The following is a 21,253-nucleotide window of genomic DNA, read 5'->3' as shown; positions in this document are numbered from 1 at the left end:
TAATTATTATGCGTTTACACTTGAAAAATATTAAAAAAAAAGTTATATTTAAAATTTGAGAAGGATTTTATCAATTGATGTCGAATAATAATTAATTGTCAAAAAATATTAAGAAGGTGAGTAGATTTCTTGCGAATTTCAGAAGAAATTATAGAAAAAGTTAAAGAGCAGAACGATATTGTTGATGTTGTTTCTGATGTGGTAAGACTAAAAAGAACTGGAAGAAATTTTTCTGGTTTATGTCCATTCCATAATGAAAAAAGTCCATCTTTTAGTGTTTCTCCTGACAAACAAATATTTAAGTGCTTTGGGTGTGGGGAAGCTGGAAATGTAATAAGTTTTGTTATGAAAACTAAAAATTTAAATTTTGTAGATGCAGTTAAAGAGTTAGCTGATAGGGCTAATATAATAATACCAATAGAAGATGGTAAGCAAAGCGAATCGCAAAAGAAAAAGCAGGTTTTATATAACATAAATAAGCAAGCTGCTAGATATTACTTTTCTAATCTTCAAAATAATAAGGAAGCTAAGGAATATTTTTTAAGAAGGGGAATAAAAGAAAATATATTAAAAAGCTTTGGTCTTGGATACGCTAAGGATGGATGGCAAAATACCATAAACTATCTTAGAAAACAAGGCTTTAGTAATGAAGCTATTGAGGCAGCTGGATTAGGGATTAAGAGTGAAAAGGGAACTTTTTATGATAGATTTAGAAATAGAGTTATTTTCCCTGTATTTGACTATAAAGGAAGTGTAATAGGTTTTGGTGGTAGAGTTTTAGATGATTCTAAGCCAAAATATTTAAACTCTCCAGAAACATTAGTCTTTCACAAAGGAACTAATCTATATGCTTTAAATTTTGCTATAAAGCATGGATTACAGGAAAGAACATTAATAATAGTTGAAGGATATATGGATTGTATATCACTTCATCAATATGGAATTACTAATGTAGTTGCTTCTTTAGGTACTGCATTGACAGACAATCAAGCTAGATTATTAAAAAGGTATGTAGACAGAGTAATAATATCCTATGACGCAGATATTGCTGGGCAAATGGCTACTATACGTGGACTTGAGATATTGCAAAATGCAGGATTAGATGTTAGAGTACTAACTGTACCAAAAGGCAAAGATCCAGATGAATTTATAAGAGCTAATGGTAAAGAGGCTTTTATAAAGTTAATTCAATCTTCAAAAAAACTTATAGATTATAAGCTTCATAGGGCTAGAATTGGTATAGATTTTTCAGATAATAATGGATTAATAAAGTATGCTGAAAGAGTTGTTAATATACTATCAGATTTAAATCCTATAGAAAAAGATGTCTACATAAAGAGGATTTCAGAAGAAACATCCATAAAAGAACAAGCATTTTATGATTTATTAAATAAAAACTTAATAAATAGTAATAAAAACCATGAAAATGTGAATAATAAGGAAGAATATGGAACAAAATTATATGTAGAACCTCCTTATGTTAAATGTGAAAGAAGTGTTTTAAAACTTCTTTGTATGGAGGAAAACCATTCATTAGTAAAGAAATACTTAGAAGAGGATGATTTAATATCTCCTAATATTAAATCCTTAGAAAAGATAATCAATGATTCAATTGAGGAAATAGGATTTAATAACTTAGGAAAACATGTAGAAGCTAAGTGTGAAGATCCAAAAGTTTTAAAGGAATGGTTAGAAGTAAAAGACTTACTTATTCTAGATCATTCTTCTAATATAGAAGTTCTTGTTAAAGATTATATTAATCTTATTAGAAAATATAAGTTAGAACAGGAGCAGACTACTGTACTTAAAGAATTAAAAAGATGTGAACAAAACAATATGTTTAAAGAGTCACTTGATTTAGTAAAAAGAGCTAAAGAAATAAGTGATAAATTAAAAGAACTAGAAAGGAGTAAGTAGTTTTAATGGCGGAAGGAGGTAATAAAATGAAAGCTAAAACAACAAAAGCAAAAAAAGGTGAAGGTAAAGAAAAAGTTGACAAAATGGTCTTAGTAAAAAGACTTATAGATAAAGGTAAAAAAAGCGGTTCATTGACTTACAAGGAGATAATGGATGAGCTTGATGAAATAGAATTAAACCCAGAACAAATAGAAAAAATCTATGAGGTTCTAGAATCAATGGGTATAGAGGTCATAAGTGAAATAGAGCAAGAAGAGGAAGAGGAGGAAGAATTAGATCTTTCTGTTCCAGAAGGTATTGCTATTGATGACCCTGTAAGAATGTACTTAAAAGAAATAGGTAAAGTGCAACTATTATCATCAGAGGATGAAATAGAGCTTGCTAAAAAAATAGAAGAAGGAAGCAACTATGCTAAGAAAAAATTAGCAGAGGCTAACTTAAGACTTGTTGTAAGTATAGCTAAAAGATATGTTGGTAGAGGAATGTTATTCCTAGATCTTATACAAGAAGGTAACTTAGGTCTTATAAAGGCTGTTGAAAAATTTGATTACAGAAAAGGGTATAAGTTCTCAACATATGCTACATGGTGGATAAGACAGGCAATAACTAGAGCTATTGCTGACCAAGCAAGAACTATAAGAATACCAGTTCATATGGTAGAAACTATAAATAAACTTATAAGAATACAAAGACAATTAGTTCAAGAGTTAGGAAGAGATCCATTACCAGAGGAATTATCAAAACAAATGGATATGCCAGTAGATAAGGTAAGAGAAATCTTAAAAATAGCTCAAGAACCAGTTTCATTAGAAACTCCAATTGGTGAAGAGGAAGATTCACATTTAGGTGACTTTATACCAGATGATGATGCTCCAGCACCAGCAGAGGCAGCAGCCTTTACAATGTTAAAAGAACAATTAATAAATGTTTTAGATACTTTAACTCCTAGAGAGGAAAAAGTATTAAGATTAAGATTTGGATTAGATGATGGAAGAGCTAGAACTCTTGAAGAAGTTGGTAAAGAATTCAACGTAACTAGAGAGAGAATTAGACAGATTGAAGCAAAAGCTTTAAGAAAATTAAGACATCCAAGTAGAAGTAAAAAGTTAAAAGATTATTTAGATTAGTATCTTAAGATTAGTGCCTTAAAGGTGCTAATCTTTTTTTAGTTAATACTTTAAAAGTTTTAATGTTATATAAGATGAGAAGTTTAAAATTATATGAAAAGATTCTGAGTTTAAGGAAATGAATAGATAAAAATTATGATTCATATAAAGTATAGAGGTAATAATAAAAGCTAAGAGCTAGTTTCTGAATAAAGCTTTATTTTATGATATAATTACAATGAGGTGAAGTAGTAAATGACAAAATTTAAGGCTAGAAGAGGCCATGGCGTATTTGAAGTCTTGGCATATCTTTTATTAGGAAATGCACTATTAATCATATTGAATAACATAGTGAATGGTTATTTAGAGAGGAACTTAGTAATAGTATCAAGCTTTGTTTATAGCATTGTATGCATTTATTACATTTTACTTGATTTATCCTTAGTTTACGAAGTTAATGATGATTACATTGAAATAAATTGTTTTAAAGGATTAAAAAAATTTAGGATAAATTTTAAAGATGTAAATGGTTTTTTAGAACAAGATAAAGTTATAAATGGATTTAAATTATCTGGTTTTGGAAAACATAAATATTGTTTTGGTAGATGTGTTGTTCATAATGTAGGAATTGCTCGTATGTTTGTAACTTCTAGTAAGAGGGTTATATATATACATACAGAGGATATAAGTTATGGATTATCTCCAGATGAATTTGAAAAGTTTAAAGAGTTAATAGTATCAAAGGGAATAAAGGAAGAAAGTTTCAAGGTAAAAGTTAATAATGCAAGAGCAATAATAAGGGATAAGGGATTTTATATTCCTTTTATAATAACATCCTTATTAATATTAGGCATTATACTAATACCTTCTATATTATATTTATCAGGAGCTATGCCTGATAAAATGCCAATTGATTTTAGTGCACATTTCATACCTTGTACTATTGGAAGTGCAAAGGATTTTGTAGGAAGACAAATTATATATGGAATAATGAATATGATTCTGTTAGTATGTATTTATTATGCAAGTCATTTTTGTGCTAAATATGATAAAAAGTTAGCTCAAAGATATATTTATTTGTCTTTAATAATATCATTGGTGTTTTTAGTTTCTCAAATACAAACACTGGTAAATTATTTGTAGAAAGTGGGATAATATGGAGTTAAGTAAGAGATTAAAAAGAATAGCAGAACATGTTGATAAATGTGAAAGTGTAGCTGATATAGGTACAGATCATGGATACATACCTATATATTTAGTTAAAGAAGGAATATGCAAAAAAGCAATAGCTTCAGATATAAATAAAGGACCTATAGAAAAAGCAAAGGTTAATGTTGCTTTTGAAGGGGTTTCAAATAAGGTTAAATGCCTTTTAGGACCAGGGCTTAATCCTTTAAAAGTAGGAGAAGTAAATGGAGTTATATTAGCTGGAATGGGTGGAAATCTAACTAGAGATATTTTATTAGCTGATATGGATAAGGTAAAAAAGTATGATTTCATAATATTACAGCCAGCTCAAAACCCAGAGGTTTTAAGAGAGTTTTTATATAAGAATGATTATGAAATAATAGATGAAGATTTAATTAAAGATGAAGGCAGATTTTATGAATTATTTAAAGTAAAATACAATGAAAATTCAGAAAAACTAGTATTTGAGGATGGATTATATTACGAAGTAAGTCCTTTATTAAGAGAAAAAAATCATCCATTATTTAAGGAATTTATAGAAGAAAAAATAAATAGATGTGAGACTATATTAAGTTTTATAAAAGAAGATACAGAAGCGGCTAAAAAGAGAAAAAGTGATTTAGAAGAAAAGATAAATAAACTTAAGGGGATGTTATAATGAAATTAAATGACATTATAAATATAATAGAAGATATTGCCCCAGTTAATTTAAAAGAAGGCTTTGATAATGTAGGCCTTATGGTTGGGGATAGAGAAAAAAATATAACTAAGATTTTATTAGCTTTAGATTGTACTGAAGAGGTTATTAAAGAGGCTAAGGAAATGGGTGCAGAGCTTATTTTAACTCATCATCCACTTTTATTTAGAAAGCCAAGTACAATAACAACAGATACTCTATTAGGTAGAAAAATTATAAGCTTAATAAAAGATGATATAAATCTTTATTCAGCGCACACTAACTGGGACTCAGTTAAAGGTGGATTAAATGATACCTTAGTTGAAATCTTAGGATTTAATAAAGGAATCATAATGGATAAAAGCCCAGTTGATTCTGAGGCTGGAATTGGTAGAGTAGTAGAGTTAACTAAGGAAATGACTGTCCTAGAAATAATAAACCTTATAAAATCATCTTTAGGTATTAAGAATTTAAGATATGCAGGAGATTTAAATGAAGTTATTAAGAAAATTGCTATTGTAAATGGTAGTGGGCAAGATTTCTTTGGAGATGCAAAAAAACTTGGAGCAGATCTAATAATAACTGGAGATACAACATATCATTTTGTTTCAGATTATAAGGAAATGGGATTAAATATTCTAGACATAGGACATTTTAATTCAGAGTGGCCTGTTTTAATTAAGGTAAGTGAAAAAGTAAAAGAAAGATTAGATTCAGACGTGGAATTTATTGTTTCAAAAGAGGCTAAAGATCCCTTTGAATTCATATAATTTTTTTGGTATATAATATTACAATTAAAACATAATATTGGATAAATAACATTATTTGAATTTATGTGATTTTATTATATAATAGGTATGGTGTGGTACTTCACCATACCTAAAATTTTATAAAAAAATCCAATGTAATTTGGTAGAGGTTCGTAACCATCCCTCTATAAAAAACTAAGGGCTGTAACTGTATTATAGGATAGTTATACTCTTTAGTATGCCTGTAATATAGTTTTTATTATTTTTAGGCTGAATTTATAAGCTTTTTTGTAAGTAAATATGAATTTTTAAATAGCTATTAATAACTAACTTAAATTTTAACTAAGATTATTAAAAAGTATAAATGAAGAGTTAAATTATGTTTTTAATAGGTGATTAATTTTTTTTTAGGATTATTATAAAGCTTAGTAAGATTAGTTTTAAAATTTATCTTAGCAAAAAGATAGTTATAAGGAAGCTTAAAGATAATAACAGTTCCTTTTGGTGAAGTTAAATCAAAGGGAGGAAATTAAAATGGATAAGAGAAAGGTAATTGTTGATTGTGATCCAGGGATAGACGATGCTTTAGCCATTATTCTTGCATTAAAGTCAAAAGAGATTGAGGTTATTGGAATAACCACCGTATCAGGAAATGTTAAAAGTTTACAGGGAGCTAAAAATGCCTTAAAGGTACTTAAGCTTTTAGGTAGATTGGATATTCCTGTTTACTTAGGAGAAAGTAAGCCAATTAAAAGAGAGCTTGTAACAGCACAGGATACTCATGGGGAAGATGGCTTAGGAGAAACTTTCTTAGAAGAGGTTTCTAGTGAGTATATTAGAGAAAATAGTGTTGATTTTATTTTAAATACTTTAAAAAATCATGAAAATGTTAGTATTATTGCTCTTGGACCACTAACAAATCTATGCAGAGCTATAGAGAAGGATTCAGAAACTTTTCATAGAGTTAAGGAAATAGTTTCTATGGGTGGAGCTTATAAGAGTCATGGAAATTGTTCACCAGTAGCTGAATTTAATTACTGGGTAGATCCTCATGGAGCAAGGGAGTTTCTAAAAAAGTTTAATGGTGAATTTACCATGGTTGGTTTAGATGTTACAAGAGAGATAGTTTTAACACCAAATTTAAGAGAAATGATACATCAATTTAAAGATGAAATTGGTGATTTTATATATGATATTACTAGATTCTATGTTGATTTCCATTGGGAACAAGAGAGAACACTTGGATGTGTTATAAATGACCCCTTAGCAGTAGAGTATTTTATAAATAGAGAGCTTTGTGAGGGTTTTAAAGCTTATGTGGACATAGCTTGCGAAGATATATCAATGGGGCAAAGTGTTGTTGATGTTGCAGATTTTTATAAGAGAAGAAAAAATGTATTTGTCTTAGATAAAGTTAATAGCAAAGAATTTATGGTAAGTTTTCTTAATAAAATATTCCCAAGCCATAAAGAGGATATTAAAAATGTACTTAATAATCCAAAGTATGGTATTTAATAGGGAGGGAATATTAATATGAGAAATTCAAAAAGTTTAAAGTTAACAATAATGGGAATAGGAATAGCATTAAATATAATTGGAGCTTTTATAGCCTTAAATTTAAGATTACCTATTTATTTAGATTCTATAGGTACAATTATGGTTGGATTTGTATTAGGGCCTGTTTATGGAATGGCAACTGGAGTCTTAGGAAGTGTGGTTAGTGGAATAACCTTTGATATATATTCTTTATATTTTGCACCAGTTCAAATATTTACTGGATTTTTTGCAGGATATTTTTATGAAAAAGGGCTTATGAAAGGAAAGAAATTATTTTTAAGCGTCTTTGTAATGACTCTATTTGTAAGTTTTACAGGAGCTTGTTTAACTGCCTATATATTTGGTGGTATTACTTCATCAGGTTCTAGTTATATAATAGTTATTTTAAATAATTTAGGGGTTAACCCTGTGGTAAGTGCTTTTATAACACAATTTTTAACAGATTATTGTGATAAATTAGTAGCAGTTTTAATAATGTTACAGGTTGTTGTAAGATTGCCTAAAAATATTTTGTTAAGAGTACAGAATAATTAAATGGAGATGAAAAAAATTTGGATAGATATAATGTTATAGATAATAAAAATAATAGAGAGATAGTTCTTCTAAAATCTTTTCCTTGTGTATGGGGAAAGTGTGCCTTTTGTGATTATATAGAAGATAACTCAAAAAATACTGAAGAGATAATAAAATTAAATAAAGAAGTTCTTAGCAATGTAAAAGGAATTTATGGAGTTTTAGAAGTAATAAACTCTGGAAGTGTTTTTGAACTTCCGAAGGAAACCTTAGAAGAGATAAAAAGGATTGTTGTTGAGAAAAATATTAAAAAACTTTTCTTTGAAGCACATTGGTGTTATAGAAATAGATTAAAGGAGATAGAAGAATACTTTGGAGTTCCTATAATATTTAAAACTGGTATTGAAACCTTTGATAATCATTTTAGAAATGATATTTTAAACAAGAATGCTAGATTTAATGATGTAGAAGAAGTAAAAAAATACTTTAAGTCAATATGCTTAATGGTTGGAATAAAGGGACAAACTAAGGATATGATAAAGAGAGATATGGACATACTTTTAAATAATTTTAAGTATGGAACAGTTAATATATGGACTGAAAACACAACTTCTTTCAAAAGAGACGAGGAGCTTATTAAATGGTTTGAAAAAGAGTATTCTTTCTTAAAGGATAATAAAACCATAGAAGTATTATTTGAAAATACAGACTTTGGGGTAGGAGATTAGTATTTTTAGATATAAACACATTAAATTATTATAAGAATATAAATAAATATAATATATAAACATAATTTTATAATAAACTTTTAGGAAAAAGAGCTTGTTTTATGGAGAAAACAAGTTCTTTTTCATATAATGGTGTATAAGTAATACTTAGGGTGGAGAATTATGTGGTCCAATTTTGGAAATAGATTTAATGGAGACTGCTTTAAAGACTTAAGGAGAGATTTCAATAGATTAATGAGAAATTTTAAGAGAAATGCTTGTAAAAGATGTCTTATTAATAATTGCTATTTCAGAAATGCCTTAAAGTGGGGGGCTGTAGGTGGCATATTAACCTTCCTTATAATAAGTCAAATAGGAGTTCCTTTAGCAATTGTTTGTATTGGAATAGTAGCAATATTTGTGATTTGTAATAAATGGTAGAAAAAATAATTTGAAAAAAATAAGTATATATGTTAATATTAATCTTGCGAGTAAGCCAGACAATCGCTGCTAGTCTTAGAACTAGGAGAGGAAAGTCCGAGCTCCATAGGGCAGGATGCTGGATAACGTCCAGTGGAGGTGACTCTAAGGATAGTGCAACAGAAATAAACCGCCTAGATTTATCTAGGTAAGGGTGGAAAGGTGAGGTAAGAGCTCACCAGGGTATAGGTGACTATACTGCTATGTAAACCCCATCTGGAGCAAGACCAAATAGGAGGACATATAGGGGCTGCCCGTCCCGTCCTCGGGTGTGTCGCTTGAGCCTATCGGCAACGGTAGGCCTAGATAGATGATTGTCAAATACAGAACTCGGCTTATAGACTTATCTCGTATTTATAAAACACTAGGTTATAATACCTAAGTGTTTTTTTATTTTACAAAAAAATATACTGATAGTTTGTTTCCTTATTAACTTTAATCTTACAGTATTAATTTAATTTTATTGGATATATCTAATAGAGGAGATTATAAATTTGAAAGGAATTCGTAATTTAGAAAAATATGAATTCATAACTAATAAATTCATAAGTGTTTTGTAAGAATTTAAAGGAGTTGAAACAAATGAGAAAAGTATTTGAGATTATAAAAGTTATATTTTTTGTTTTATTTTTAGGCTATGATGAAAGAAAATTTAATTTATAGATAAAAGTTATATTAATAGTTATTTATGAATTAATTATGAGATTTTAAAAAAAATAGATAATTTTAATAAATAAAATAGAACTTTGTAATAATATTGTATTAAAAATAATGTATAATAGATAAGTGATATTTTAAAAACAATAGAATGTAAGGGTTAGTTGGTTTAGATTACAAAGGAAATTTAATTATTTTAAATTAAGGAGGAAAAATGGGGAGAGATAGTAGAAAGAAGAGGAGAAGTAAAAAGAAGTGGAAGACTATAGCGATATTTATTGCTTTTGAATTCATATTCACTGCTGTTACAGCGCCTTTTATACTTTTATATGGACCATTTGAAAATGCTAAAAGGACTTATGTAGGAGCAGCCATGACTAGTTTTAGTCATCAGTGGATGGCAACTACATTTTTATCGGATGAAAAAATTAATGAGATATTAAATTCTAATATTGAGGATACAAATACAAATCATAAAAATACAAATATAAAGACAAATGTTAATTTACCAACTAAACATGATAATAGTATAGAATTATACTCTTTTGAAAACTTTAAATATAGTGGATATTATATAGTGGTAAAAGATCCTACTAGAGTAAAAATAGGAGTTTCTAAATATCTTGGAGAAGAAGGACAAACTACTTCTGAAATAGCTAGGGAATACAATGCTGTTGCGGCTGTAAATGGAGGAGCTTTTACAGATAAATCTAGTACTGCTCAATGGACTGGTAATGGTGGAACTCCTGCTGGAATAGTTATATCAGAGGGGAAATTGGTTTATAAAGATGTACCAGACGATGAAAAAATTGAGTTAGTTGGCATAACAAAAGAAGGAAAAATGATTGCAGGTATGTATTCATTTAATAATCTTAAAGAATTAAATGTTAAAGAAGCTGTAAGTTTTGGACCTGTTTTAGTTAAAGAAGGAGAACCTACACCTATGAAAGGTGATGGTGGATGGGGAGTTGCTCCAAGAACTGCTATGGGACAAAGAGCTGATGGATCAATAGTAATGTTAGTTATTGATGGTAGAAGTTTAACAAGTGGAGGAGCTACTTTAAAGGAATTACAGGAAGTATTATTAAATACTTGTAATGTAGTTACTGCTATAAACCTTGATGGTGGTAAATCAACTACTATGTACTTAAATGGAAAAGTAATAAATAATCCAGCATCAAATGTAGGGGAGAGATCTATTCCTTCAGCTATAATAGTAAAATAACAAAGAGGAGAATTTTATGGATAAATTAAAGCAATTTTTAAAGTGGGGACTATTGTCTGTAATTTTACAATGCTTAGTTTTATTTGTTTTTGATAAATTTTATTTTAAGTTAAATTCTGATGTAAATGTAAAAGCTATAGATATAGCTAGCCAACATACAAAAGAGAATAATGATGTAAAATTACCAGGGAATATGATGGATAAAAAGATATCTTATGATGGAGAATATATAGCATATTTAAACAATAATGATGAACTTAAAGTCTTTAATACTCTTAAAGATGATGAAAGTCATGTTGATATAGAAAATGAAAAAGCATCTTATTATACTTGGCTTAGAGATAGAAATAGACTTATTGTAATTACGAATATTAAATATAATAATAAAAAGAATACAGTTAATTTATATTCTATTGATGTAGATACCAATAAAACTAAGAAAATTGAGCTTGGTAACATTAATTCTTCTTATAAAGTTAATGAGATAACAGTTTCAACTAAAACAGGAGTTATATACATTGAATTTAAGAATGAAGATACAAAAGAGTCTATAGTTAAGAGAATAGATAATAATGATGATATAACTGATGTAAGACTAGTAACTGATTCACCAGGAAATATTGAAGTAATGCCAAGGGCAGATAGATTAGTATATGACAGTGAAAAAGAATCAGGAATATATCTTACACAGCCAAATAAGAAATTAGGAATTAATCCAATATATAAAGTTAGACTTTTAGGTGTTGATGAAACTGGAAATATATACTTTGGAGAAATAAAAGATAATAAAGTATTTAAAATAGTTTATGGAAATGTAGAAAAGTCAATTGATACTTGGAATAAAATACCTCTAGAAAAAAGCTTAGAGTTAAATAAGATCTATATAGGAAAAGATGGAGAAATATACGTTTTAGAAGAAGAACAAAAGATTGTTAAAGATGTTAAAAATGGAAAAGAGTACAAATATGAAGGTGACTTCTTACAAATGTATTCTAATGGATTTGCAACAATTATAAATGGAAATAAACTTCATAGAGTATATTTTGATTCATCTCAAAATACTTAGTGGAAATATTATATAGAACATAAAATGAATTTAAAATAATTTATATAAAAAAGGCAAAGAATAATTTACATTAAAATAAGTTATTCTTTGCCTTTTAATTTAAATTAGCATATGTTTTTAAAATTATATTTAAAAATAAATATGGATTTAAAACATGTGTTTATTTTTTGAAGGTTTAATCTAATCATATATTTAAAATATATTTTTAGATATTAAAATGCCCAGTTACCATCTTTAAATACTGGAATTTCAACATTATCATGAGTTAAACCTGTGATCTTTAAATCTTTAGTTCCTATCATGAAATCTACATGAGTTAATGAATCATTAGCTCCAGCTTTTTCAAGTTCTTCATTAGTCATATTTTCACCATTTTTTATGCATAGAGAATATGCTTTACCAAAAGCTAAATGACAAGAAGCATTTTCATCATATAGAGTGTTGAAGAAAATTATTCCTGAGTTTGATATAGGAGAATTATAAGGAACAAGAGCCACTTCTCCTAAGTATTTAGCACCTTCATCAGTATCTAGAAGATGTTTTAAAGTATCGTATCCTTTTTCAGCTGAGAAATCAACAACTTTTCCATCTTTAAAAGTAACTGAGAAATTATCTATTAAATTTCCACCGTAGTTTAAAGGTTTAGAACTAAATACTGTTCCATTAACTCCAAACTTAGAAGGCATAGAGAATACTTCCTCAGTAGGCATATTAGCTATGAATTCAACCCCACCTTGAGTATATTCAGCTCCACCAGCCCAAAGATGATTTTCTGGTAATTCTATAGTTAAATCAGTTCCAAGTGAATTTTCAAAATGAAGTGATTTTAAATTCTTTTCATTTAAGTAATCCATATGGTATTTTAATGTTTCTTTATGTTTATTCCAAGCTTCAACAGGGTTCTCTGTATCAACTCTAACTATTTTAAAGATTTCATTCCATAATTTATCTACTGCTTCTTCTTCAGGTAAATCAGAGAAAACTTTTTTAGCCCAAGCTTTAGTTGGAATAGAAACTATTGACCATGCATTTTTATTGCTCATTAACATTTCACTAAATTCTTTTAAAGCTGTACTTGATGATTTTCTAAAGGCTGCTATTTTTGCAGGGTCTATATTTTTTAGAAGTTCAGGATCAGAGGCAGAAATACTTAAGAAGCAAGCTCCTTCTTTAGCATAGCTTAATCTTGATTCTTTCATCCAATCTGGGAAGTTTTCAAAAACTTCTAATGGAGAGTGTTCATATTTAATTTTGCCGCATATTTCATCATTCCATTGAACAACAACATCCTTTGCTCCCTTTTCATAAGCAGATTTAACAAGCATTCTTGTAAATTCTGCACATTCTACAGGAGAAGATATAACAAGGGTTTGACCCTCTTGAACATTTACTCCTATATGAGTAGCTAACTTTGCATAATTTTCTAACATGCTTTCAAATTTGTTCATAATATCAGTCCTTTCTTTACAAATTCTTACCATTATTATAATGCAGTAAAATTTATAAAACAATTAATTAATAAAGATTATTTTATAAAAGTCCATTTGTTTTCATAAGAAGGTCGTAATATAAGTCTCCTTCCTCAGAAGTGCAACCATAATCTATTAAATAATAGGTATCATTTATAATTCCCCAAGAACTGTGAACATATAAATCTTCTTTAAATAGAAAATATTTTTCTCCAAGGGTATAAATATCTTCTTCTATAGAACTTTCTTCACGCAATTTTTTTAAATCAACAAAAGTTTTTCTTCTTATGTTAGGGAAAACTTCTGCTCTAGGCATTATTAAAATCCTTTTATTATAAAGAAGTACAGGACATAAATATCTTTTAAGATTATATGGAGCATTTTTAAAAATATAGGATTCAACAAAATTTTGATGAAGCCCATCTTCATCCTTAGCAACTTTAACCACTAAATTTTTATTTAAAGAAAAAACTTTTCTTGCTATTCCTTCTCCTAAAAAGGTAAATTTCTTTTTATATTCTTTCATTGGAAGATTGCTTAGATATTTCACAAGTATATTAATATCATCTATATCCATAATAAAAAAACCTCAAAGCTTTTTATTATATATTCTATGAAGGAACTTTAATAAAAGTTGATTGAAGTAATATATTATTTAGATAATAAACATAAATTACTAATATTTTTTCTGATATTACATATAGAACATAAAAGTATTTTAAAAGATTTATAATAATTCGTTGAAAATGTTATAATGTTTATATATTAATTATTAATTTATTGAATAAAAAAATTAAACTAAGGAGCGAACAAAAGTGAAAAATTTTCTTGAGAGTTTAATAGAAAATAATAGACAATATGTTGAACATGGAAAACTGGCATCTTATATTCCAGAATTAGAAAAAGCTAATAAAGAAGATTTAGGTATATATATAGTTACTCTTGATGGAAAAGAAGTAGGGGCAGGAGAGTATGATAAAAAGTTTACTATTCAGAGTATATCAAAAGTAATAACTTTAATGCTTGCAATATTAGATAATGGAAAAGATAGAGTCTTTTCAAGAGTAGGTGTTGAACCAACTGGAGATAGCTTTAATAGTATAGTAAGTTTAGAGAGAAAGCCTTCTAAAAAACCTTTTAACCCTATGGTTAATTCAGGAGCAATATTAACAACATCTTTAATTGAAGGTGATAGTGAAGAGGAAAAGTTTGAGAGAATTTTAGAATTTACTAGAAAAGTAACAGGAAATGATGATATTCAATTAAATGAAGATGTTTATTTATCTGAAAAGGAAACTGGAGATAGAAATAGAGCCTTAGCATACTTTATGAAAAGTAATGGAGTTATAGAAGGAAATATAGATGATATATTAGATTTATATTTCAAACAATGTTCTCTAGAAGTTAATGCTAAAGATTTAGCTAGATTTGGTGCTATGCTTGCTAATGATGGAGTATTACCTTGGAATGGAGAAAGAGTAATATCTAGAGAAATTTGCAGAATAATAAAAACAATAATGGTTACTTGCGGTATGTATGATGACTCAGGTAAATTTGCTGTACATATAGGAATTCCAGCAAAAAGTGGAGTTGGTGGCGGAATAATGGCTGCTGTTCCAAGAAGAATGGGAATAGGTATTTTTGGACCTTCTTTAGATGATAAGGGAAATAGTATAGCAGGAACACATGTTATGAAGGATTTATCTGAGGAATTAGATTTAAGTATTTTCTAAAATGTGTTAATATTATTAGAACTAATGGGAAAAATCATTAAAAGAGATGATTGTTTAAAAACTTTAAAAATAAAATTATAAATATATTACGAGAATTACTAGATTTCATTAAGAATTTATAGCAATTACTTCTAATAATTTGCTAAAGCGAAAAAACTCCCTTCGGTCAAACAGATTTCGCTTATTAACGCAAATTATTATACGTAATAGCTTAAATTCTAAAATTCATCTAGATATTCTCTTCATATTATTTATAATTTTATTTTAACTACTTTTTACAGAGTAGATTAGAAGTGAAATTTATTAATAGTAAAGTTTTTTGTTAGATTAATAGAATAATATATTGGAGGATTAGAATGAAAAGATTATTGATATTAGACGGGAACAGTCTTTTAAATAGAGCCTTTTATGCTGTGCCTTTGCTTAGCAATAGTGAAGGAACTCATACAAATGCTATTTATGGTTTTACAAATATGCTTTTTAAGATGAGAGAGGATATAAAACCTGATTATATAGTTTGTACTTTTGATAAAAAAGCACCAACTTTTAGACATTTAGAGTATGGGGATTATAAGGCTGGAAGAAAGAAAATGCCTCCTGAGTTAGCAGAGCAGTTTCCTATTGTTAAGGAAATGCTAAAGTTATTTTCAATAACAACTTATGAATTAGATGGATTCGAAGCAGATGATATTATAGGAAGTTTAGCTAAGGTGGCTGAAGGTGAAGGAATCGAAGTTTATATTATGACTGGAGATAAGGATGCCCTTCAACTAGCAGCTAAGGATATAAATGTATGTATAACTAAGAAGGGTGTTTCTGAAATAGAAGTTTATAACTATGATAGAATGGTTGAAGAATATGGAGTTACTCCTACTCAGTTCATAGATGTTAAAGGACTTATGGGAGATAAATCTGATAATATTCCAGGGGTACCAGGAGTAGGAGAAAAAACAGCCTTTAAATTAATAAAAGAGTATGGTTCAGTAGAGGCAGTTTTAGAAAATATAGATAACATAAGTGGTAAAAAGTTAAAAGAAAATTTAACTGAGTACAGCGAACAGGCTATATTCTCTAAAAAGTTAGCTACTATTATGACTAATGTTCCTATAGATTTTGATTTAGATGAGATTAAATCAAAGGATGATTATAATAAAGATCAGTTAAAAGCTTTATTTACAAAGCTTCAAATGAAATCTATATTAGATAAATTATCAAATGGGGAAGAAGAAGAGCCAGAAATAGAAGTTAAAATAACTAATATAGAAAATAGTAAAGAATTAGAAGAGTTATTTAAGAATATAAACGAAGAAGTATATATTAATTTTACTTATTTAAATAAAGAAAAGTATTCTACTATAGAGATTGATAAAATATTTATTAATTATGATGAGAAAAATTATTTAATTAACTTTAAAGAGTTAGTAAAAGAAGAGGAGAATATTAAATCCTTTAAAGAATTTTTTGAGAATGAAGATATATTAAAAAATGGCTATAGTATAAAAAATGCCTTAACAGCATTAAAAAAATTAGGAATAGATTTTAATGGATTAGCCTTTGATTGTGAATTAGCAGCATATTTAATAGATTCATCTAAGGGAGAATATACTCTTTTATCCTTAATAAATAACTATCTTTCAAAATTCCCTAATGTAAAAGAGGGGGAAGAAGACTTAGTTGGAATTTCATTTATGAAAGAGTTGACTTTAGTTCTAAAGAAAAAGATAGAAGAAGAGAAAATGGAAAGACTTATGTATGATATTGAGCTTCCTTTAGAAACAGTTTTATCTTCTATGGAATCAATAGGGTTTAAAGTAAATAAAAATATTTTAGATGAGCTATCTATTAAGTTTAAAAGAGAGTTAGAGGAAACACAAAAAGAGATCTTTGAACTTGCAGATGAAGAGTTCAACATAAATTCTCCAAAACAATTAGGTAAGATATTATTTGAAAAATTAGATTTACCAGTTATAAAGAAAACTAAAACTGGCTATTCAACTAACGCAGAAGTTTTAGAAAAGCTTAAGGACAAACATCCTATAATAGAAAAAATAACATATTTTAGACAGCTTTCAAAAATATATTCAACTTATGTTGAAGGATTAAAGTCTGTTATAGATACAGATGGTTCTATACATTCAACATTTAATCAAACTGTAACTACTACAGGTAGACTTTCATCAACAGAGCCTAATCTTCAAAATATACCTATAAAATACGAAATGGGTAGAGAAATAAGAAAGGTATTTATACCAAAAGAAGAAGGAGATTTATTAATATCAGCTGACTACTCACAAATAGAACTTAGAGTTTTAGCTCATATTTCTGGTGATGAAAATATGATAGATGCATTTAATCATCATTCAGATATACACACTAAGACTGCTTCTGAAGTATTTAAAGTTCCAGTTGAAGAGGTAACTCCATTAATGAGAAGTAGGGCTAAGGCAGTAAACTTTGGTATAGTATATGGAATAGGAGATTTTAGTCTTTCACAGGATTTAAATATTTCAAGAAAAGAAGCTAAAGAATATATGGATATATATTTTGAAAGATATCCAAAAATTAAAGAGTATATTTCTAAGGTTATTCATGAAGCTCAAACAAAGGGATATGTATTAACTATGTTAAATAGAAGAAGATATATACCTGAAGCAAATTCTTCAAATAAAATAGTAAAAGCCTTAGGAGAAAGACTTGCAATGAATGCTCCAATACAAGGAACAGCAGCAGATATAATAAAACTTGCTATGGTAAATGTATATAACAAGTTAAAAGAATTAAATTTAAATAGTAAGTTAATATTACAGGTTCATGATGAACTTATAATAAATGTTGTAAAAGGAGAATTAGACATTGTTAAGAAACTTCTAAAAGAGGAAATGGAAAATACAATTAAATTAAGTGTACCATTAGATGTTGATGTTAATGTTGGAGAAGATTGGTATAAGTTAAAATAAGGAGGGTACTGATTCTATGATTAAAGTAGGCCTTACAGGAGGAATATGCTCAGGCAAAAGCACTATTTCTTCTATGATAAAAGAGGCAGGAATCCCAGTTATAGATGCAGATATTATTGCAAGAGAAGTATTAGAAAAATACCCAGATATACTTTTAAGGGTAAGAGCTACTTTTGGAGGTCATTTCTTTGATTGGAGAGGTGATTTTAGAAGAAGAGAGTTTGGAAACCATATTTTTAGATTTCCAAAGGAAAGAATAAAGTATGAAGAAATCATAATGCCTTATATAAAAGAGGAAATAGAGATTAAACTTAAAGAATATGAAAAAATAAATACTAAGCTAGTTATTGTAGATGGGGCAACCTTAATAGAAAATGATATGCATAAGGATATGGATATGGTTGTTCTAGTTTGGGTAGATAAAAGTAGCCAAATAGAAAGAATGGGATTTAGAGATAAACTTAGCAAAGGGGAAGCTATAAATAGAATAAATTCTCAATTAAGTCTTGAAAGAAAAAAAGATTATGCTAACATAATAATTGATAATAGCGGTAATTTAATTAAAACAAAGGAACAAATTGATGATTTGTTAGAATTTTTTACTTTATACCAGTAGGAGAGTTATATGAAGAAAATTATAAGGCTAGTTATAATTGTTTTAGCCATATATTTACTATTTTTAGGGAGTGGATATATATTAAAAAATGTTATATTTCCATTAAAATATATAAATTATGTAGAGAAATATAGTAAAGAGTATAATTTGGATCCTTATTTTGTCATGGCAGTTATGAAAGCAGAAAGTAACTTTGACGAAGATGCTAAATCTAATAAGGACGCAAGAGGGCTTATGCAAATTACCACCTCTACTGGAAAGTGGATAGCTGAAAAACAAGGGATTATTGATTTTGATACCAATTTATTATTAGAGCCAGAAGTTAATATAAGGTTTGGATGTTGGTATTTAAATAATCTTCATAAAGAGTTTGGAGATTGGGACCTTGTAATTGCAGCTTACAATGCAGGAAGAGGACGGGTTCAAGAATGGCTTAATAGTGCTGAACATTCTGATGATGGAAAAAATCTTACTTATATACCATTTAAAGAAACTGATAAATATGTTAAAAAAGTAAATGTTTATTACAATATATATAGGTCACTTTATTCTTAAGTGACCTATGTATTTTAATATACTATGGATAAAGCTTTGGGAGGGGATGTTTTGAAAAAATGGCTAATAGCTATAGGTGGTATTTTAATAATTGCTATTTTTATATTATTTTTTAATAGAGAATATTTAAAACCAGTACATATGGATATTAATTGGAATGATAATTTTAATCCACCAGAAGAAAAAATGCTTTTTGATTTTATAGAGAAGGATTTAAGTAAAAGTGGATATGGAATATATACAAATTATATAGATAAAAGTTCAGAAGGAGATATAACTAAGGGTCACTCAGTATTATCAGAGTCAGAGGGGCTTATGATGTTATATTCAGTAAATGCTAATAATAAAGAATTATTTGATGAGCATTTTGACATAGTAAAAGAAATGAGATTAAAAAATGGACTTATTAGTTGGAGAAAAGAAGGAGATGAGAATTCACCTTCCTCTGCAACCATAGATGAACTTAGAATAATAAAAGCTCTTCTTTTAGCCAACAACAGATGGAATAGTTTTTATTATAAATTTTATGCTATAAATATTGCTAACTCTTTACTTAAACATGCAGAAGAAAATGAAACTTTAGTAGATTATATAGATAACTATGGAAAAGGTAATACAACCACTTTATGTTATTTAGACTTGCCTACTATGAAATTATTGAGTCAAGTGGATAAGAAGTGGGAAGGAATTTATGAAAAATCTAACAGTATAATAGAAAATGGAAAAATATCTGAAGAGGTTCCTTTATACAGAAAAGTATTTTATGAAGAAACTCAAAAATATGATGAAGAAGAAAATGTTGATTTCTTATTATCTACAATAGTAATTTTAAATAGAATTGAAGCTGGAGAAAATGAGGAGTCATCTATTAAATGGATAAAAGAAAAGTTTAAGAAAGATGGATTCTTAGTAGCTACCTACAATGGTAAAAATGGAGATGCTACCTCACAGATTGAATCTCCATCAATATACTCTAATGTAGCTTTAATAGCAAATTACATTGGAGATAAGGAATTATTTAACAAGGCTATAGATAAATTAAAATATTATCAAATAAAAAATAAAGATAGTGTACTTTATGGTGGATTTGGAGATGAAAAGACAAATAGCGTATATTCTTTTGATAATTTAAATGCCTTACTAGCTTTTCAAAAATATAAGGATTAAAATAATAAGTAATAATATAAATAATATTGTTCATATACTTAAAATGGGCAATATTTTATGCAGATATGGTGGAATGGCAGACACGATATCTTGAGGGGGTATTACTTTTAGGAGTGTGCGGGTTCAAGTCCCGCTATCTGCACCAATTTGGTATTAAAGAATAGTATAACTTAAATTTTTATATACCTATTCAATGTGACTAATTTCTTAATTAAGAAATTAGTCATTTTTTATTATAAAAAATGTATAATATAGTATTAAGCACTTATTAATAAGAGGGGTAAAATGAGTAAAAATTTTGATTATAGCCTTAAAGATATAAGTAGTAATTTAGAAAAATCTTTAAAAGAAGCAGAATTATTAGGGGAGGGGCATAATGGTGTGGTATTTCTCCTTAAAAATAATAAAGCAATAAAAATTTTTAGAAGAATGAGTGTTTGGAAAGATGAAAGCAGTATATTAAAAAGAGTTAGAAAGTCTAGATTTTTTCCAAGGATATATGAAGCTAAGCCAGGATATATTATACGGGAATATGTTGATGGGGTTAGATTAGATAAGTATCTAAGAAGGGGAAATCTAGATGAGGAACTTTGCAAGGAATTATATTTAATGATTTTAGAATTTGAAAGATTAGGATTTAAAAGAATTGATATAAGGTGTAAGGATATATATATACAAGATGATTATACTCTTAAAATAATAGATCCTAAAAATAACTATAAAAAGAGGGTATCATTTCCTAGACATCTTTTTAAGGGGCTTTTTAAAAGAGATGAGTTAAATAGATTTTTAAATTATGTAGCTGAAATTGATGAAAAAAGAGCTCATATATGGAGAGAAAAGTTTGAAATTTATGCAGAGGATAAAAATTTGTTAATATAATATTAATAAGTTAATAAAAAATAGTAAATCACT

The 21,253-nt window shown here is 27.9% G+C and carries 19 protein-coding genes, 1 tRNA gene, 1 other RNA gene and 1 riboswitch; of the genes, 19 read left to right on the top strand and 2 right to left on the bottom strand.

What is annotated here, in order from left to right; translation table 11 throughout:
* The first annotated feature begins 129 nt into the window (after nt 1–129).
* From dnaG to CPF_RS10975, 12 genes are all read left to right on the top strand, one after another.
* Nucleotides 130–1,917: a DNA primase gene (dnaG, locus tag CPF_RS11025; protein ID WP_003455114.1), complete on the top strand. Its 1,788-nt coding sequence runs from the start codon at nt 130–132 to the stop codon at nt 1,915–1,917.
* Between the two features lie 26 nt (nt 1,918–1,943).
* Complete coding sequence (rpoD, locus tag CPF_RS11020; protein WP_011591021.1) at nt 1,944–3,044, top strand: RNA polymerase sigma factor RpoD; 1,101 nt, start codon at nt 1,944–1,946, stop codon at nt 3,042–3,044.
* A 234-nt stretch (nt 3,045–3,278) separates the two neighbouring features.
* Nucleotides 3,279–4,166 (top strand): PH domain-containing protein, encoded by an 888-nt coding sequence (locus tag CPF_RS11015; RefSeq protein WP_003454720.1) that lies wholly within the window; start codon nt 3,279–3,281, stop codon nt 4,164–4,166.
* 13 nt (nt 4,167–4,179) lie between these two features.
* Nucleotides 4,180–4,869, top strand: a complete 690-nt coding sequence (locus CPF_RS11010; RefSeq protein ID WP_003455116.1) for a tRNA (adenine(22)-N(1))-methyltransferase — start codon at nt 4,180–4,182, stop codon at nt 4,867–4,869.
* Entirely contained in the window at nt 4,869–5,657 is a 789-nt protein-coding gene (locus CPF_RS11005) for a Nif3-like dinuclear metal center hexameric protein (protein ID WP_003455195.1), read from the top strand. The genes CPF_RS11010 and CPF_RS11005 overlap by 1 nt, the downstream gene beginning before the upstream one ends.
* Nucleotides 5,658–5,796: 139 nt before the next feature.
* Nucleotides 5,797–5,841, top strand: a riboswitch (PreQ1 riboswitch).
* A gap of 329 nt (nt 5,842–6,170) precedes the next feature.
* Complete coding sequence (locus CPF_RS11000) at nt 6,171–7,151, top strand: nucleoside hydrolase (RefSeq protein WP_003454942.1); 981 nt, start codon at nt 6,171–6,173, stop codon at nt 7,149–7,151.
* Nucleotides 7,152–7,169: 18 nt separating this feature from the next.
* Nucleotides 7,170–7,727 carry an ECF transporter S component gene (locus tag CPF_RS10995; RefSeq protein ID WP_003451567.1) on the top strand — a complete coding sequence of 186 codons (558 nt, stop codon included), beginning with the start codon at nt 7,170–7,172 and terminating at the stop codon, nt 7,725–7,727.
* Between the two features lie 17 nt (nt 7,728–7,744).
* Complete coding sequence (locus tag CPF_RS10990) at nt 7,745–8,434, top strand: radical SAM protein (RefSeq protein WP_003455144.1); 690 nt, start codon at nt 7,745–7,747, stop codon at nt 8,432–8,434.
* 162 nt (nt 8,435–8,596) lie between these two features.
* A complete protein-coding gene (locus CPF_RS10985) occupies nt 8,597–8,854 on the top strand; it encodes a hypothetical protein (protein WP_003478491.1) in 258 nt (85 codons plus the stop codon).
* A 47-nt stretch (nt 8,855–8,901) separates the two neighbouring features.
* Nucleotides 8,902–9,248: RNase P RNA component class A (gene rnpB / locus CPF_RS14695), an RNA gene on the top strand.
* 516 nt (nt 9,249–9,764) lie between these two features.
* Complete coding sequence (locus CPF_RS10980; protein ID WP_003454874.1) at nt 9,765–10,775, top strand: phosphodiester glycosidase family protein; 1,011 nt, start codon at nt 9,765–9,767, stop codon at nt 10,773–10,775.
* A gap of 16 nt (nt 10,776–10,791) precedes the next feature.
* Nucleotides 10,792–11,841, top strand: a complete 1,050-nt coding sequence (locus tag CPF_RS10975; protein ID WP_003455008.1) for a hypothetical protein — start codon at nt 10,792–10,794, stop codon at nt 11,839–11,841.
* A 212-nt stretch (nt 11,842–12,053) separates the two neighbouring features.
* Here CPF_RS10975 and CPF_RS10970 read toward each other — a convergent pair whose 3' ends face one another.
* Both CPF_RS10970 and CPF_RS10965 read right to left on the bottom strand, forming a co-directional pair.
* Nucleotides 12,054–13,289 carry an aminopeptidase gene (locus tag CPF_RS10970; RefSeq protein ID WP_003455100.1) on the bottom strand — a complete coding sequence of 412 codons (1,236 nt, stop codon included), beginning with the start codon at nt 13,287–13,289 and terminating at the stop codon, nt 12,054–12,056.
* Between the two features lie 82 nt (nt 13,290–13,371).
* Complete coding sequence (locus CPF_RS10965) at nt 13,372–13,887, bottom strand: hypothetical protein (protein WP_003455181.1); 516 nt, start codon at nt 13,885–13,887, stop codon at nt 13,372–13,374.
* A gap of 238 nt (nt 13,888–14,125) precedes the next feature.
* Between CPF_RS10965 and glsA the strand changes: the two genes are divergently transcribed.
* From glsA to CPF_RS10930, 7 genes are all read left to right on the top strand, one after another.
* Nucleotides 14,126–15,043 (top strand): glutaminase A, encoded by a 918-nt coding sequence (gene glsA, locus CPF_RS10960; protein WP_003451262.1) that lies wholly within the window; start codon nt 14,126–14,128, stop codon nt 15,041–15,043.
* A 356-nt stretch (nt 15,044–15,399) separates the two neighbouring features.
* Complete coding sequence (gene polA / locus CPF_RS10955; protein WP_011591020.1) at nt 15,400–18,000, top strand: DNA polymerase I; 2,601 nt, start codon at nt 15,400–15,402, stop codon at nt 17,998–18,000.
* Between the two features lie 16 nt (nt 18,001–18,016).
* Nucleotides 18,017–18,616 (top strand): dephospho-CoA kinase, encoded by a 600-nt coding sequence (gene coaE, locus CPF_RS10950; protein ID WP_011591019.1) that lies wholly within the window; start codon nt 18,017–18,019, stop codon nt 18,614–18,616.
* 9 nt (nt 18,617–18,625) lie between these two features.
* Nucleotides 18,626–19,171 carry a lytic transglycosylase domain-containing protein gene (locus CPF_RS10945; protein WP_003455079.1) on the top strand — a complete coding sequence of 182 codons (546 nt, stop codon included), beginning with the start codon at nt 18,626–18,628 and terminating at the stop codon, nt 19,169–19,171.
* Between the two features lie 51 nt (nt 19,172–19,222).
* Nucleotides 19,223–20,338 carry a glycosyl hydrolase family 8 gene (locus CPF_RS10940; protein WP_003455006.1) on the top strand — a complete coding sequence of 372 codons (1,116 nt, stop codon included), beginning with the start codon at nt 19,223–19,225 and terminating at the stop codon, nt 20,336–20,338.
* Between the two features lie 59 nt (nt 20,339–20,397).
* Nucleotides 20,398–20,483: transfer RNA gene (locus CPF_RS10935), tRNA-Leu, on the top strand.
* Between the two features lie 140 nt (nt 20,484–20,623).
* The gene (locus tag CPF_RS10930) at nt 20,624–21,220 is read left to right on the top strand and encodes a hypothetical protein (RefSeq protein ID WP_003454836.1); all 597 of its coding nucleotides are present in this window, start codon (nt 20,624–20,626) and stop codon (nt 21,218–21,220) included.
* Nucleotides 21,221–21,253: the final 33 nt, after the last annotated feature.

This window comes from Clostridium perfringens ATCC 13124, assembly GCF_000013285.1.
GTDB lineage: Bacteria > Bacillota > Clostridia > Clostridiales > Clostridiaceae > Sarcina > Sarcina perfringens.
This window is presented reverse-complemented; position numbering and strand designations above follow the sequence as displayed.

Excerpts from the sequence above, each read along its gene's own strand:
- rpoD (WP_011591021.1), top strand. The coding sequence starts at position 1,944 with ATGAAAGCTAAAACAACAAAAGCAAAAAAAGGTGAAGGTAAAGAAAAA.
- CPF_RS11015 (WP_003454720.1), top strand. The coding sequence starts at position 3,279 with ATGACAAAATTTAAGGCTAGAAGAGGCCATGGCGTATTTGAAGTCTTG.
- CPF_RS11010 (WP_003455116.1), top strand. The coding sequence starts at position 4,180 with ATGGAGTTAAGTAAGAGATTAAAAAGAATAGCAGAACATGTTGATAAA.
- CPF_RS11005 (WP_003455195.1), top strand. The coding sequence starts at position 4,869 with ATGAAATTAAATGACATTATAAATATAATAGAAGATATTGCCCCAGTT.
- CPF_RS11000 (WP_003454942.1), top strand. The coding sequence starts at position 6,171 with ATGGATAAGAGAAAGGTAATTGTTGATTGTGATCCAGGGATAGACGAT.
- CPF_RS10995 (WP_003451567.1), top strand. The coding sequence starts at position 7,170 with ATGAGAAATTCAAAAAGTTTAAAGTTAACAATAATGGGAATAGGAATA.
- CPF_RS10985 (WP_003478491.1), top strand. The coding sequence starts at position 8,597 with ATGTGGTCCAATTTTGGAAATAGATTTAATGGAGACTGCTTTAAAGAC.
- CPF_RS10980 (WP_003454874.1), top strand. The coding sequence starts at position 9,765 with ATGGGGAGAGATAGTAGAAAGAAGAGGAGAAGTAAAAAGAAGTGGAAG.
- CPF_RS10975 (WP_003455008.1), top strand. The coding sequence starts at position 10,792 with ATGGATAAATTAAAGCAATTTTTAAAGTGGGGACTATTGTCTGTAATT.
- CPF_RS10970 (WP_003455100.1), bottom strand. The coding sequence starts at position 13,289 with ATGAACAAATTTGAAAGCATGTTAGAAAATTATGCAAAGTTAGCTACT.
- CPF_RS10965 (WP_003455181.1), bottom strand. The coding sequence starts at position 13,887 with ATGGATATAGATGATATTAATATACTTGTGAAATATCTAAGCAATCTT.
- polA (WP_011591020.1), top strand. The coding sequence starts at position 15,400 with ATGAAAAGATTATTGATATTAGACGGGAACAGTCTTTTAAATAGAGCC.
- coaE (WP_011591019.1), top strand. The coding sequence starts at position 18,017 with ATGATTAAAGTAGGCCTTACAGGAGGAATATGCTCAGGCAAAAGCACT.
- CPF_RS10945 (WP_003455079.1), top strand. The coding sequence starts at position 18,626 with ATGAAGAAAATTATAAGGCTAGTTATAATTGTTTTAGCCATATATTTA.
- CPF_RS10930 (WP_003454836.1), top strand. The coding sequence starts at position 20,624 with ATGAGTAAAAATTTTGATTATAGCCTTAAAGATATAAGTAGTAATTTA.